This is a genomic window from Bradyrhizobium sp. HKCCYLS1011 (assembly GCF_051167795.1).
In the GTDB taxonomy this organism is placed as follows: domain Bacteria; phylum Pseudomonadota; class Alphaproteobacteria; order Rhizobiales; family Xanthobacteraceae; genus Bradyrhizobium.
On the sequence record NZ_JBNPTT010000006.1, the window covers coordinates 585,484 to 598,334 of the forward strand.

The following is a 12,851-nucleotide window of genomic DNA, read 5'->3' on the forward strand; positions in this document are numbered from 1 at the left end:
CTGTTGGGGACCTTCATGCTGCTACGCATTCTCGACCGGCTGGAGGAGATCATCATCGCGAGCCTGATGGGCGCTGCGACCTTGATCACCTTCATCGCCGTGGCGCATCGCTTCCTGGTCGATGTGCCCGTGCTCTATCCATACCTGTTCCAGATCAATCTGGCCTGGTCGCAGGAACTCTGCATCTACATGTTCATCTGGATGGCCAAGTTCGGCGCCGCCTATGGCGTGCGCACCGGCATCCATGTCGGCGTGGACGTGCTGATCAATCGCCTCAACGACCGCTGGCGCAAATGGGTGATCCTGTTCGGCCTGTTCGGCGGCGTGGTGTTCACCTTCATCGTCGGCACCATGGGCGCCAAGTTCGTCATCGAGCTGATGCAGACCGACCAGGTCTCGCCGGATCTCGAGATCCCGAGCTGGATCGTCTATGCCTGCATCCCGCTCGGCTCCTATTTGATGTGCTTCCGCTTCATTCAGGTGATGTGGGCCTATTTCTGGACCGGCAACCTGCCGCATCACGACGCCTCCCATGTCGATGACATCGAGGTCAGCCCCAAGGCGCCGATCGCGCTCGGAGAAGCCTGATGAGCGCGGCGCTGATCTTCGGACTGTTGTTTGCCCTGATGCTGACGGGCATGCCGATCTCAATTTCGCTCGGCCTCACCGTGCTCACCTTCCTGTTCACGATGACGGAAGTGCCGATCGAGAGCGTCGGCTTGAAGCTGTTCTCCGGCCTGGACAATTTCGGGATCATGGCGATCCCGTTCTTCATCCTGGCCGGCACGTTCCTGACCCGCGGCGGCGTGGCGCGGCGCATGATCGCGTTCACGACCTCGCTGGTCGGACATCTGCCGGGAGGGCTCGGCCTTGCCGGCGTCGCGGCCTGCGCGATGTTCGCGGCGATCTCCGGCTCCAGCGTCGCCACTGTGGTCGCGATCGGCTCGATCATGATGCCGGCGATGGTCGATTACGGCTATCCGCGCCGCTTCGGCGTCGGCGTGATCTCGACCTCCGGGGCTCTCGGCATCCTGGTGCCGCCCTCGATCATCCTGGTGCTCTACGGCGTCTCCACCAACACCTCGATCGGCGCGCTGTTCATGGCCGGCATCGTGCCGGGCATCCTGCTGGCGCTGATGCTGGCGGCGGTGACCTGGTTCGTTGCCTACCGCAACGGCTACCCGAAGCTGAAGCGGGCGACGCTCGCCGAGCAATTCACCGCCTTCCGTGAGAGCCTGTGGGGCCTGCTTCTGATCGGCATCGTGCTCGGCGGCATCTATGGCGGCATTTTCACGCCCACTGAAGCCGCCGCCGTCGCCGCGGTCTACGCCTTCATCATCACGGTGTTCGTCTACAAGGAGCTCAAGCTCGTCGATGTGCCCAAGGTGCTGCTGCAGGCCGCGAGCATGAGCTCGATGCTGCTCTACATCATCACCAATGCGGTGCTGTTCTCGTTCCTGATGACGCACGAGCAGATCCCGCAGGCGATGGCGGCGTGGATCGTCGACAAGCATTTCTCGATCTGGATGTTCCTTTTGGTCGTCAACGTCATCCTGCTGCTCGCCGGCAATGTGATGGATCCGTCGTCGATCCTCCTGATAATGGCGCCGATCCTGTTTCCGCTGGCGACCAAGCTCGGCGTGCATCCCGTGCATCTCGGCGTGCTGATGATCGTCAATACCGAGGTCGGCCTGTGCCATCCTCCGGTCGGACTCAACCTCTACATCGCATCGAGCATTGCCAAGATGGGCATCAGCGAGATCACCATCGCAGTGCTGCCGTGGCTTTGCGCGATGCTGGTCTTCCTGGGGCTGATCACTTACGTGCCGGAGATCTCGCTCTGGTTGCCGAAGCTGCTCGGCATGATTTGAAGCAGTCTGCAATGATCTGAAACAAATCGCCCAGATTTTGCTGTGCTGTCAGACTGTTACATCGGCGTGATACGGAGGACTCTATCCAAACTGTAAGTTGATCGCGAGATCGAAGGCCCTCATGCTGGTCCGGCCTTTCCGATGGAGGTTCGCATGAAAAGGTTCACTGTTGCCGCAGTCGCGGCGCTCGCCATCGCGGGCTCGACGGCGGTTTACGCTCAGCGCTCGTGGTTTTCCGATCATATGCACCACGTGCGAATGAGTCCCGAAGACCGCGCCGCATTCCTCGATGCGCGGATCGCTGCCGTCCATGCCGGGCTGAAGCTGACGCAGGATCAGGACAAACTGTGGCCGCCGGTGGAGAGCGCCGTGCGCGACCTGGTCAAGCTGCGCGTTGATCGCGCCAACGCCCGGATGAAGGCGGCGGACGACAATCAGGAGGGGCAGACGCCGGAGGATCCGGTGGCCCGCTTGCGGGAGCGCGCTGACACGATGGCGGCGACCGCCGAGGCGATGAAGAAGATCGCGGATGCCGCCGACCCGCTCTACAAGACCCTCGACGATGCCCAGAAGCGCCGGCTGGCCGTGCTGACCCATCACGCCGGGAGGTTCGGTCCGGACGGTTGGCGGCACCGTTGGATGGAGCGGGGCGAGAATGGTCCCGACGGACGAGGCTTTGGCGGACGCCACTTCGGTATGGGGCCAATGTCTGGCACGGGCCCGATGGGCCTCATGGGGCCTTCCCCGGATCATATGGGCGGGCCGGACGAGGAGCACGATTCCGGTCGGCTCTGATGCCGGAAATTTGCCGGCGGTTCGTCCGGAATCGGCTGCTCTGCAGCACGCTGGGGAAAACCGCCGGAAACGGCCGGTTTTCCCGGTCCGGGAATGCGAAAAATCCCTTTCTCTTGCTGGACATCCGGGAATCGCTTTGCTAAACGACCGGCTCTTGTGAAGGTCTTTCCGGACGCAAGCTCCGGGCGCATAGCTCAGTTGGTAGAGCAGCTGACTCTTAATCAGCGGGTCCTAGGTTCGAGCCCTAGTGCGCCCACCAAGCATTCCAAGGGCTTAGCTGGATCCACCGTTTGAGAAGGCAAAACTAAAACGGTTTTTCAAACGGTGTTTTTGAACGCCGGCGGGCCGTCTATTCGCGACAATGTGATCGGCAGGGCTCGGCCAAGCCGGGGCTCGAACAGCGGCTAGTTGTTCTTTCGAAAGTGCCACTCAGTTGTCTGCGCCCAACAAGCGTATGGTCGTTCGAATCCCTACGGGACGCCATTAAGGCTTTCAATTGATTACAAGCTAGAATAGCCCGCGCTAGCAACAGCGCTTGGCCGCATTTCACGCCCCTCCCTGCACGGCGAGAGCCGTCCGCAATACATAGGCCGGCTGAATGTTTGGGCGCTCCGGTTCGCAACACGTCTCCCATTGCCTTCGTTATCGAGGTTCTCTCTAACGGTTGGGAGTGAATCAGGACCACCACATTGCGAGCGCAACCGAGCGTCGGTTGCAACCGTTGGAAAATCAGCAGTCGGAGCGGAAAACAATTCGGTTCCATGACATCATCACCGTTCCGCTTTCTCAACCGCCGAGCGTTTCTGTTCGGCTCCGCTGCCGGTCTCGCCGCACTGGGCCTCGCCGGCTGCGCATCCGACTACATGAGTATGGCCGAAGCAGAGAAGGTCTACGGGCCTGTGCCCGACGAGAAATTCCCGATCCCTGCGGTCGATGTTAGCAAGATCAATCCGAAATACTTTCGCAAGACAGTGCACTACGACAGCAATGAGGCGCCCGGTACGATTATCATTGATCCCAGCAAATTCTACGTTTACCGCATCGAAGGCGAGGGAAACGCGACCCGCTATGGCGCCAATGTCGGCCGCGATAGGTTTCGGTGGAGCGGGGAGGGTTATGTCGGGCGCAAAGCCGAATGGCCTACCTGGACGCCACCCAAGGAGATGATCGCGCGCCAGCCGGAGGCGGGCAAATATGCTCGCGGCATGCCGGGAGGTCTCGACAATCCACTTGGTGCCCGCGTGCTCTACCTCTATCAAAATGGGGTTTACACGCTTTACACGATCTATAGCACCAGCGACCCCGAAACGATCGGGAACGGCATTACGAGCGGCTGCACCGGCCTTCTCAGTCAGGACATGCTCGACCTCTATTCGCGAACGCCCGTCAAGACGAAGGTGATCGTGCTGCCGGCATAGGCAACGGCGTCGGCCGCTGGTCCACGCGTCGCCAGCCGGTGCGGGCGCGGCGAGCATGGCACCGCAAAGACCGGGGCCGTTCCGTTGGAGTCGTGCGGACAAGTTATTCATTCTCTTCCGAGCGAACTCGCACCGACGGACCTGCACTATTGCGCTGACCGGCTACGCGACGCTTCGAATCCGGAAAGCGCCTTACGCCGCGGCGAGCACTCGTTGCGCCGGGCGCCAGGCGCCGGGCGATCATCAGCGACAGCACGGCCGCAACGATGCCGGTCAGGCCGGCGATCAGTTGATTGGTCCAGAGGCTTTCTGTCGCCGGCCCGCCTTTGGCCCGCATTTGCGATCCGGCGCTTTTTGTTTGCAATCGCTTGCTGAGTCTCGAACCAAGTGTACGCGTGGCACGGTTTCAGCTTTGCGCATGCGCGCGAGGGGGGCTCATGGCTAGTCTCGTTGCTTGAGTATGCTCGCCACTCTGACGTCCCGAGCGGTGGCATGCCAAGATGGCGAGCCAAATACTTCGGTCCGAGCCGTTCGCCTCTGCCGCACAGGCCTCCATCCTAAGCTGGATAAGTTGAGCCGAATAAGATCGTAGGCTGCTCAAAAAAGGGAGATTACGTGCACGGTGCGACTCCTGAATAGCCATGGCCCAAAAAAAAGGACCGATCCGGTTGGCTCGGCGACGCGGCCAGAGAGCGCATTTTTCCTCCTGCGAATTTCGGTTGGCTGCCGTAAAGTACGAACAGCAAGAAGTGCTGCCTTTCTCCGCTTCTTCCTCTTGCACAGAACGAGTAGCCCGACCGACTACCCGGTCACATCTGAACTAGCTAGCTCGGAAATCCGATTCACGGCAATCTGTGTGATTGTGGATCATTATGCTGGCGATCGAGGAAAGGATGTGGATCATGGATAACGTTGAGGCTCGTACAGGAGCCCAAACACAACGCAACACAAAATCATCGCGCCGCTCCGCAGACCGCGGGGGCGAGTGAGCTGGCCGAGCCCCGGATTGATGTTTTGTAGTTCATCAAATTCGCATGGGGCGTCACGATCGACGCGCCGCTGATCTCGGTGAGATGGACCTAATAGGAGCGTGGCGTCCTTATCACGGGTCCTGATCGGGTCTGGATCATGGTCGTTGTCCCGGGCGAGTGACCGCGCGCCTAGCCTGGCGAGACTTCCGCTGCCGCTCGCGTGACTCTGTATGGACGCAGACGCGCCTGTCGTTGTCGCCTTGTGATCTGCAAGCTCCGCCGGATCGCTCAAACCAAGGGCAATCATTGCCATGGGAATCGGCAGTGCGCCGGTCGCGCGGGCAGAGGCCGTGTTCAGGCGCGCGCCGACATCTTTTTTGCGGCCGCAACGCATGTCGGCGTTTGACAATTTTGATCACTTGGTCAAATCTTCCGGAGCAAGATCGTTCTCGGACAGGTCGCTACAGCGACCGGGACTGCAGGAGGACTAGGTTGAGCAACGAACCGGCTGCCGGCCTTGCAGGCCACAGAATCTCTGCCGAGCTATGCCGCGAGAATTTCAAGGACCTGGTCGCGCCGCTCCATCCCAACGAGGCGAGGGTCGCCGCCGAGCGCTGCCTGTTCTGCTACGACCCGCCTTGCGTCGCGGCGTGCCCGACCAAGATCGACATTCCGCTCTTTATTCGGCAGATCGCGAATGGTCTTCCGGTTGCTGCTGCCAAGACCATCCTCGATGCCAACATCCTGGGTGCGATGTGTGCCCGCGTCTGTCCCACTGAAAATCTCTGCGAGGGCGCCTGCGTGCGCGAGTCCTCGGAGGCGCGGGCGGTGGAGATCGGACGGTTGCAGCGCCATGCGACTGACGCGCTGCTCGGGAGCGGGCGCCAGCTCTATCGCGCCGGTCCGCCAACAGGACAGCGCGTCGCCGTGGTCGGCGCCGGTCCCGCCGGGCTGTCCTGCGCGCACGCGCTGGCGCGGGCCGGTCATCAGGTGACGATCTACGAGGCGCGTCCCAAGGGCGGCGGACTCAACGAATATGGCATCGCCGCCTACAAGGTCACCGGCGCCATCGCGCAAGCGGAGCTTGCTTATGTTCTTGCCGTCGGCGGGATCACGATCGAATACGGCAAGGCGATAGGGCGCGACATCACCCTGGCCAACCTGAGAGCGGAACATGATGCGGTGTTTCTCGGCCTCGGCCTTGGCGGCACCAACGGGCTTGGTTTCGGCGACGTGCCGGCGGGCGTCAGCGATGCAGTGGCGTTCATCGCAGCGCTGCGTCAGGCGCCGGACAAGACCGTGCTGCCGATCGGGCGCAACGTCATCGTGATCGGCGGTGGCATGACCGCGATCGATGCGGCGACCCAGGTCAAGCTGCTCGGCGCGGAATGTGTCACCATCGCCTATCGCCGCTCCAAGGCCGAGATGCCGGCCTCGCGCTATGAGCAGGACGTGGCGCAGGTGCGCGGCGTGCTGATCCGCGAGAACCTCGTCCCGGTTGCGTTCGAGAGGGCCGATGGTGCCGTCAGCGGCGTCACCTTCGAGCGGACGCGTAGCGAGGGCGACCGGCTGGTCCCGACCGGCGAGCGGGTCACGCTCGCGGCCGATCAGGTGCTGACCGCGATCGGCCAGACTCTGCTCGCGAGCGACCTCGCCGATAGCGGTGTCAGCTTCGAGAACGGCCGCATCGCGGTCGATGCTGCGCGCCGCACCAGCCTTCCCGGCGTCTGGGCCGGCGGCGACTGCGTTGTCGGTGGCAGCGATCTCACCGTGGCCGCGGTCGCCGACGGCAAGGCGGCCGCGGCGTCCATCGTCGCGGCGCTGCAGTCCGCTGCAGTGCCCGAGCACGCAGGAGCTTGAGTCGTGGCCGACCTCCGCACCAGCTTCGCCGGCATCACCTCGCCTAATCCGTTCTGGCTCGCCTCGGCGCCGCCCACCGACAAGGCCTACAACGTCATCCGCGCCTTCAAGGCGGGCTGGGGCGGCGTGGTCTGGAAGACGCTCGGCGAGGATCCGCCGATCGTCAATGTCAGCGGTCCGCGCTATGGCGCCATCCACGGCAGCGACCGCCGCGTCATCGGTTTCAACAACATCGAGCTGATCACCGACCGTCCGCTCGAGGTCAACCTGCAGGAAATCACGCAGGTCAAGCGCGACTGGCCGGACCGCGCCGTCGTGGTCTCACTGATGGTGCCCTGCGAGGAGCCGAATTGGACCGCGATCATCAAGCGGGTCGAAGAGACCGGCGCTGATGGCATCGAGCTGAATTTCGGCTGTCCGCACGGCATGAGCGAGCGCGGCATGGGCGCTGCGGTCGGCCAAGTGCCCGAGTACATCGAAATGGTCACGCGCTGGTGCAAGGCGGCGACGCGGATGCCGGTCATCGTGAAGCTGACGCCGAACGTCGCCAGCATCCTGCCGCCGGCGGAAGCGGCAAAACGCGGCGGTGCGGACGCGGTGTCGTTGATCAACACCGTGAACGCGCTGATGGGCGTCGACATCGACCAGATGGCGCCGTGGCCCCATATCGACGGCTACGGCACGCATGGCGGCATGTGCGGCTCGGTCGTCAAGCCGATCGCGCTCAACATGGTCTCGGCGATCGCGCGCCACCCGGCGACGCAGGGCCTGCCGATATCAGGCATCGGCGGTATCGAGAAATGGCGTGATGCGGCCGAGTTCATGGCGTTGGGCGCTGGTAACGTGCAGGTCTGCACCGCGGCCATGGTCTACGGCTTCAAGATCGTCGAGGAGATGATTGCCGGCCTGTCGGAGTGGATGGACCAGAAGGGCTACGCGCGAACGGAGGATTTTGTCGGCCTTGCCGTGCCGCGCAAGACCGAGTGGCAGCATCTAAACCTGGACTATATCGTCAAGGCCCATATCGACCAGGACCTCTGCATCAAATGCGGCCGCTGCCATATCGGCTGCGAGGACACCTCGCACCAGGCGATCACCAGCCTCGAGGACGGCCAGCGCCATTTCGAGGTGATCGAGGAGGAATGCGTCGGCTGCAATCTCTGCGCTGTTGTCTGCCCGATCGAGAACTGCATCACCATGGTGCCGCTGAGGGAAGGCGAGGTCGATCGCCGCACCGGCCTCAAGGTCGGCGGCCACCGCACCTGGCTCGAACACCCCAACAACCCGATGGCGACAAACCCGAAGCCCGCCAAACATGCCGCGGAGTAGTTCGGCTCAATCCTGATCCGGCCCGAGCACGGCGTGCAGGATCGACTGCCGTGCCGCGGTGAAGAAGGCGGGATGATCAAGCGTGCGGCCGGTGATGGCCTCGACCTGTGTGGAGAAATCGGCGTAATGCTGTGTCGTGGCCCAGATCATGAAAATGAGATGATGCGGATCACGTCGCGGCAGTTTGCCCTGCGCCATCCAGCGCCGCAGCAAGCTCACCTTGCTGTCGACCTGCTGCTTCAGGTCGTCCTGCAGCACCTTGCCGAGCACCGGTGCGCCGCGCATCACCTCGATGGCGAACAGCCGCGATGCCTTGGGATGGTCGCGGGCATACTCCAGCTTCTCGGTGATGTAGTCGGTCAGTGCGATTCGCGGGTCGCTCTGCGCGTCGATCCGCGCCAGCGGCACCAGCCACATGTCAAGCGTCCGCTTGAGCACCGCGAGATAGAGATCCTGCTTGGTGCGGAAGTAATACAAGAGGTTCGGCTTCGACAGGCCCGCCAGATCGGCGATGGCGTCGATGCGGGCGCCGGCGAAGCCGTCCATGGCGAATACCGAGAGCGCGGCATCAAGGATGCGCTGCACATTGGCCTCGCCGCCGCGCGTCTTGGCCCGAGTCTCCGTATCAGGAGCCGCCGTTTTCCGGGCCTTGCGTTTCAGGATCGTGCGCGCCGCCATCAGACAGTCCGTTGCAAATCGATGAGATCGTGTAGATTGGTCCGCAGGCAGCATGCATCAGATCTGACCAGATGGTCAAATCTTGCGCGGGCGGATTGGACGCATTCGCAAGTAATGCCTTTTACGTTAGGGAGCAGCGCATGGCATACGGCTTGCTTCGATGCGCGCGATCGAGCGGCACCACGGAAGGGTGAGCGGTGAGCGCGCAGACGGCCATCGACATTCGCAATCTGTCGCTGACTTTCCAGACCGGCGACGGTCCGGTCTACGCGCTCGCCGATGCCAATCTCACAATCGCGAAGGGCGAGTTCGTCTCCTTCATCGGCCCGTCAGGCTGCGGCAAGACCACGCTCTTGCGCGTGATCGCCGATCTCGAGCAGCCGACATCCGGCAGCATCGCCGTCAATGGCCTTGCGCCACGTGAGGCGCGTCTGAAGCGCCAATATGGCTACGTGTTCCAGGCTCCGGCGCTGTATCCGTGGCGCACGGTCGAAGCCAATGTGATGCTGCCGCTCGAAGTGTTCGGCCTGCCGAAAGCCGAGCGCCGTGTGCGGGCGCGCAAGCATCTCGACATGGTCAGGCTGTCTGGCTTTGCCAAGAAATATCCGTGGCAGCTGTCCGGCGGCATGCAGCAGCGCGTCTCGATCGCGCGTGCGCTGTCGTTTGAACCTGAGCTGTTGCTAATGGACGAGCCGTTCGGCGCGCTGGACGAGATCGTGCGCGACCGGCTCAACGAGCAGCTCGTCAAGCTCTGGAACGAGACCCGCAAGACGGTCGTTTTCGTCACACACTCAATTCCCGAGGCTGTGTTCCTGTCGTCGCGCATCGTGGTGATGTCGCCGCGCCCGGGCCGCATCATCGACGTGATCGATTGCGACTTCGGTGCCGAGCGCACGCTCGACATTCGCGAAAGCCCGGAGTTTCTCAAAGTCGCCCACCGTGTCAGGGAGGGGCTGCGCGCCGGCCACAGCTACGATGACTAGCGTCGCCCTGGGGTCACCGCGCGAAGCTTCGGCGTCCCACCGGACGTGGGACGCCCTGCGACGCGGCAGACTGGTCCCGGTGTTGGCGCTGACGGCGATCGTATTGGCGGTGTGGTATCTCGCCTGTCTGCCGATGAACCGCGACCTGCCGCAGCTCGCGCGTGTCGAGGGGTTCGCCAATCGCTACGAGGTGGCCTGGAGCCTGGAGCGGCCGGTGCTGCCGGCGCCGCACCAGATCATCGGCGAGCTCTATGCCTCGACCATCGGGACGCGGCTGCTGCGCGAGACCGCCGGCGGCCTCGTGCTCAATCCGCGCAATCTTCTCACCCACGCCTGGGTGACAATCTCTGCGACTCTCGCAGGCTTCGTCATCGGCGTGCTGCTCGGCATCGCGCTGGCAGTCGCGATCGTGCACGTCAATGCGCTGCGCCGCAGCCTGATGCCGTGGATTGTGGCCAGCCAGAGCATTCCGATTCTGGCGATCGCGCCGATCATCATCGTCGCGCTCGGCTCGATCGGCATCGTCGGCCTGCTGCCGAAGGCCGTGATCTCGGCCTATCTGTCGTTCTTTCCGGTCACCATCGGCATGGTCAAGGGCCTGACCTCGCCCGACGCGATGCTGCTCGACCTGATGCGCACCTACAACGCGTCCGCGACGCAGACCTTCGCCAAGCTGCGCTGGCCGGCCGCGGTGCCGCTGCTGTTCGCCAGCCTGAAAGTGTCGATCTCGATCAGCCTGGTCGGCGCCATCGTCGGCGAGCTGCCGACCGGCGCGCAGGCTGGCATTGGCGCGCGTCTGCTCTCGGGCTCCTATTACGGCCAGACCGTACAGATATGGTCGGCGCTGGTGATGGCCGCGCTCCTCGCTGCGCTCCTCGTGGCGCTCATCACGCTCGCCGAAAGGCTGACCTTGAAGGCAATGGGGACGCGGCCATGAGCGCCATCGCGTCAGCCGCAAGCGATCGCAAGCCGGCGATGTCACTGATGGCATTGCTCGCGGCCGGAAGCCTGCTCGCCACCCTCGCACTGATGCTCGCCCATCGCGGCGCATCGGGCTCGGTCGTGATCACACTCGCACTCGCGTCCTGGGCCATCGCCTGGTTTGCCAACGTCATCTGGAGCCGCTCGGAAGGTCTGCCTTTGCTACTGACTCGGCTTGCCCCGGCCGCTGTGCCGCTGCTGTTCGGACTGACGCTATTGTTCCTGTGGGAAGTGATCTGCGTCGGCCTGAAGGTGCCGACCGTGCTGCTGCCGGCGCCGTCGCTGATTCTGGCGCGGCTGTTCGCGTCGATGCCGACGCTCGGCGCCGACTTCGTACAGACTTTCGTCCGCGCGGCCGTGCCAGGCTGGTTGATCGGCTCGGCCGCCGGCTTCCTGGTCGCGCTCGCCTGCGACCGCTCGGACTTCCTGCGCCGTGGCCTGATCCCGATCGGCAACTTCGTCTCGGCGCTGCCGATCATCGGCATCGCGCCGATCCTGGTAATGTGGTTTGGCTTCGACTGGCAGTCGAAGGCCGCCATGGTCGTCGTCATGACCTTCTTCCCGATGCTGGTGAACGCGGTCGCAGGCCTTGCCGCGGCCGGCCGGCTCGAGCGTGACCTCATGTACAGCTACGGCGCCTCCTGGCTGCAGACCCTCTTGGCGCTGCGGCTGCCCGCGGCGATGCCGTTCCTGTTCAATGCGCTGAAGATCAACGCGTCGCTCGCGCTGATCGGCGCGATCGTGGCGGAGTTCTTCGGCACGCCGACGCTCGGCATGGGATTTCGCATCTCGACCGAGGTCGGCCGCATGTCGCTCGACATGGTGTGGGCGACGATCGTGATCGCAGCCATCGCTGGCTCCGCCTTTTTCGGCGCGCTGGTGCTGCTCGAGAAACGGGTGACTTTCTGGCACCCGTCCAACCGGGGTTGAGACGAGGTTTGTTGGTTAGTGGTGTTGAACAGGGGAGACGACGGATGCTGAAGAGATTGATACTCGGCGCGGCGCTGCTGGTGGGAATTGCGGCTCCTGCGTCGGCCGATGACAAGGTGACCTTGCAGCTTAAATGGGTGACGCAGGCGCAGTTCGCCGGCTACTACGTCGCCAAGGACAAGGGGTTCTACAAGGCGGAAGGCCTCGACGTCACCATCAAGCCGGGCGGTCCCGACATCGCTCCGCCGCAGGTGATCGCCGGCGGCGGCGCCGATGTGATCATCGACTGGATGCCGGCCGCGCTCGCCGCGCGCGAGAAGGGCGTGCCGCTGGTCAACATCGCCCAGCCCTTCAAGCGCTCGGGCATGATGCTGACCTGCCGCAAGGACTCCGGCGTCGCGACCCCGGCCGATTTCAAGGACAAGACGCTCGGCGTCTGGTTCTTCGGCAACGAGTATCCGTTCATGGCCTGGATGGCCAAGCTCGGCTACAAGACCGACGGCTCGGCCGGCGGCGTCAAGGTGATCAAGCAGGGCTTCAACGTCGATCCCCTCATCCAGAAGCAGGCCGCCTGCGTCTCGACCATGACCTACAATGAATATTGGCAGGTGATCGACGCCGGGCTAAAGCCCGACGAGCTCGTGGTGTTCAACTACACCGACCAGGGCGTCTCGACCATGGAAGACGGGCTCTACGTACTCGAGAGCAAGCTGTCGGACCCGGCCTTCACCGCCAACATGGCGAAGTTCGTCAAGGCCACGATGAAGGGTTGGGAATTCGCGCGCAGCAATCCGGACGAGGCGGTCAAGATCGTGCTCGACAACGATGCGACCGGTGCCCAGACGGAGGCGCATCAGAAGCGTATGATGAGCGAGATCAACAAGCTCACCGCAGGCTCCAACGGCAAGCTCGATCCGGCCGATTTCGATCGCACCGTGACGACGCTGCTCGGTGCGGGCGGCGACCAGCCGGTCATCACCAAGAAGCCGGAGGGCGCCTGGTCCCACGCCGTGATCGACGCCGCTCTGAAGTAAG

The 12,851-nt window shown here is 63.4% G+C and carries 11 protein-coding genes and 1 tRNA gene; 11 read left to right on the plus strand and 1 reads right to left on the minus strand.

Features of this window, described 5'->3' with window-relative positions; translation table 11 throughout:
• Positions 1-15: 15 nt before the first annotated feature.
• From ACQR1W_RS23150 to preA, 7 genes are all read left to right on the plus strand, one after another.
• Positions 16-588, plus strand: coding sequence for a TRAP transporter small permease (locus ACQR1W_RS23150; RefSeq protein WP_008970520.1), 573 nt, complete (start codon positions 16-18; stop codon positions 586-588).
• On the plus strand, positions 588-1,871 hold the full coding sequence (locus tag ACQR1W_RS23155) for a TRAP transporter large permease (RefSeq protein WP_008970521.1): 1,284 nt from the start codon (positions 588-590) through the stop codon (positions 1,869-1,871). The genes ACQR1W_RS23150 and ACQR1W_RS23155 overlap by 1 nt, the downstream gene beginning before the upstream one ends.
• A 153-nt stretch (positions 1,872-2,024) precedes the next feature.
• Complete coding sequence (locus ACQR1W_RS23160) at positions 2,025-2,666, plus strand: Spy/CpxP family protein refolding chaperone (protein WP_434852941.1); 642 nt, start codon at positions 2,025-2,027, stop codon at positions 2,664-2,666.
• Positions 2,667-2,849: 183 nt separating this feature from the next.
• Positions 2,850-2,925: transfer RNA gene (locus ACQR1W_RS23165), tRNA-Lys, on the plus strand.
• A 502-nt stretch (positions 2,926-3,427) separates the two neighbouring features.
• Entirely contained in the window at positions 3,428-4,084 is a 657-nt protein-coding gene (locus ACQR1W_RS23170; protein WP_434852942.1) for a L,D-transpeptidase, read from the plus strand.
• Positions 4,085-5,547: 1,463 nt separating this feature from the next.
• Positions 5,548-6,915 carry an NAD(P)-dependent oxidoreductase gene (locus ACQR1W_RS23175; RefSeq protein ID WP_434852943.1) on the plus strand — a complete coding sequence of 456 codons (1,368 nt, stop codon included), beginning with the start codon at positions 5,548-5,550 and terminating at the stop codon, positions 6,913-6,915.
• A 3-nt stretch (positions 6,916-6,918) separates the two neighbouring features.
• Positions 6,919-8,244, plus strand: coding sequence for an NAD-dependent dihydropyrimidine dehydrogenase subunit PreA (gene preA / locus ACQR1W_RS23180; protein WP_434852944.1), 1,326 nt, complete (start codon positions 6,919-6,921; stop codon positions 8,242-8,244).
• A gap of 6 nt (positions 8,245-8,250) precedes the next feature.
• On the opposite strand, the gene ACQR1W_RS23185 is transcribed toward preA, so the two are convergent.
• Complete coding sequence (locus ACQR1W_RS23185; RefSeq protein WP_434852945.1) at positions 8,251-8,922, minus strand: TetR family transcriptional regulator C-terminal domain-containing protein; 672 nt, start codon at positions 8,920-8,922, stop codon at positions 8,251-8,253.
• Positions 8,923-9,119: 197 nt separating this feature from the next.
• Between ACQR1W_RS23185 and ACQR1W_RS23190 the strand changes: the two genes are divergently transcribed.
• The 4 genes from ACQR1W_RS23190 (at position 9,120) to ACQR1W_RS23205 (ending at position 12,850) form a co-directional block, all read left to right on the plus strand.
• Entirely contained in the window at positions 9,120-9,905 is a 786-nt protein-coding gene (locus tag ACQR1W_RS23190) for an ABC transporter ATP-binding protein (RefSeq protein WP_434852946.1), read from the plus strand.
• Positions 9,898-10,842 carry an ABC transporter permease gene (locus ACQR1W_RS23195; protein ID WP_434852947.1) on the plus strand — a complete coding sequence of 315 codons (945 nt, stop codon included), beginning with the start codon at positions 9,898-9,900 and terminating at the stop codon, positions 10,840-10,842. The genes ACQR1W_RS23190 and ACQR1W_RS23195 overlap by 8 nt, the downstream gene beginning before the upstream one ends.
• Before the next feature lie 92 nt (positions 10,843-10,934).
• Positions 10,935-11,816 carry an ABC transporter permease gene (locus ACQR1W_RS23200; RefSeq protein WP_434852994.1) on the plus strand — a complete coding sequence of 294 codons (882 nt, stop codon included), beginning with the start codon at positions 10,935-10,937 and terminating at the stop codon, positions 11,814-11,816.
• Between the two features lie 44 nt (positions 11,817-11,860).
• A complete protein-coding gene (locus ACQR1W_RS23205) occupies positions 11,861-12,850 on the plus strand; it encodes an ABC transporter substrate-binding protein (RefSeq protein WP_434852948.1) in 990 nt (329 codons plus the stop codon).
• Position 12,851: the final 1 nt, after the last annotated feature.

Coding starts and splice junctions, on each gene's coding strand:
- ACQR1W_RS23195 (WP_434852947.1), top strand. CDS start 9,898: ATGACTAGCGTCGCCCTGGGGTCACCGCGCGAAGCTTCGGCGTCCCAC.
- ACQR1W_RS23160 (WP_434852941.1), top strand. CDS start 2,025: ATGAAAAGGTTCACTGTTGCCGCAGTCGCGGCGCTCGCCATCGCGGGC.
- ACQR1W_RS23170 (WP_434852942.1), top strand. CDS start 3,428: ATGACATCATCACCGTTCCGCTTTCTCAACCGCCGAGCGTTTCTGTTC.
- ACQR1W_RS23185 (WP_434852945.1), bottom strand. CDS start 8,922: ATGGCGGCGCGCACGATCCTGAAACGCAAGGCCCGGAAAACGGCGGCT.
- ACQR1W_RS23200 (WP_434852994.1), top strand. CDS start 10,935: ATGCTCGCCCATCGCGGCGCATCGGGCTCGGTCGTGATCACACTCGCA.
- ACQR1W_RS23205 (WP_434852948.1), top strand. CDS start 11,861: ATGCTGAAGAGATTGATACTCGGCGCGGCGCTGCTGGTGGGAATTGCG.
- ACQR1W_RS23150 (WP_008970520.1), top strand. CDS start 16: ATGCTGCTACGCATTCTCGACCGGCTGGAGGAGATCATCATCGCGAGC.
- ACQR1W_RS23155 (WP_008970521.1), top strand. CDS start 588: ATGAGCGCGGCGCTGATCTTCGGACTGTTGTTTGCCCTGATGCTGACG.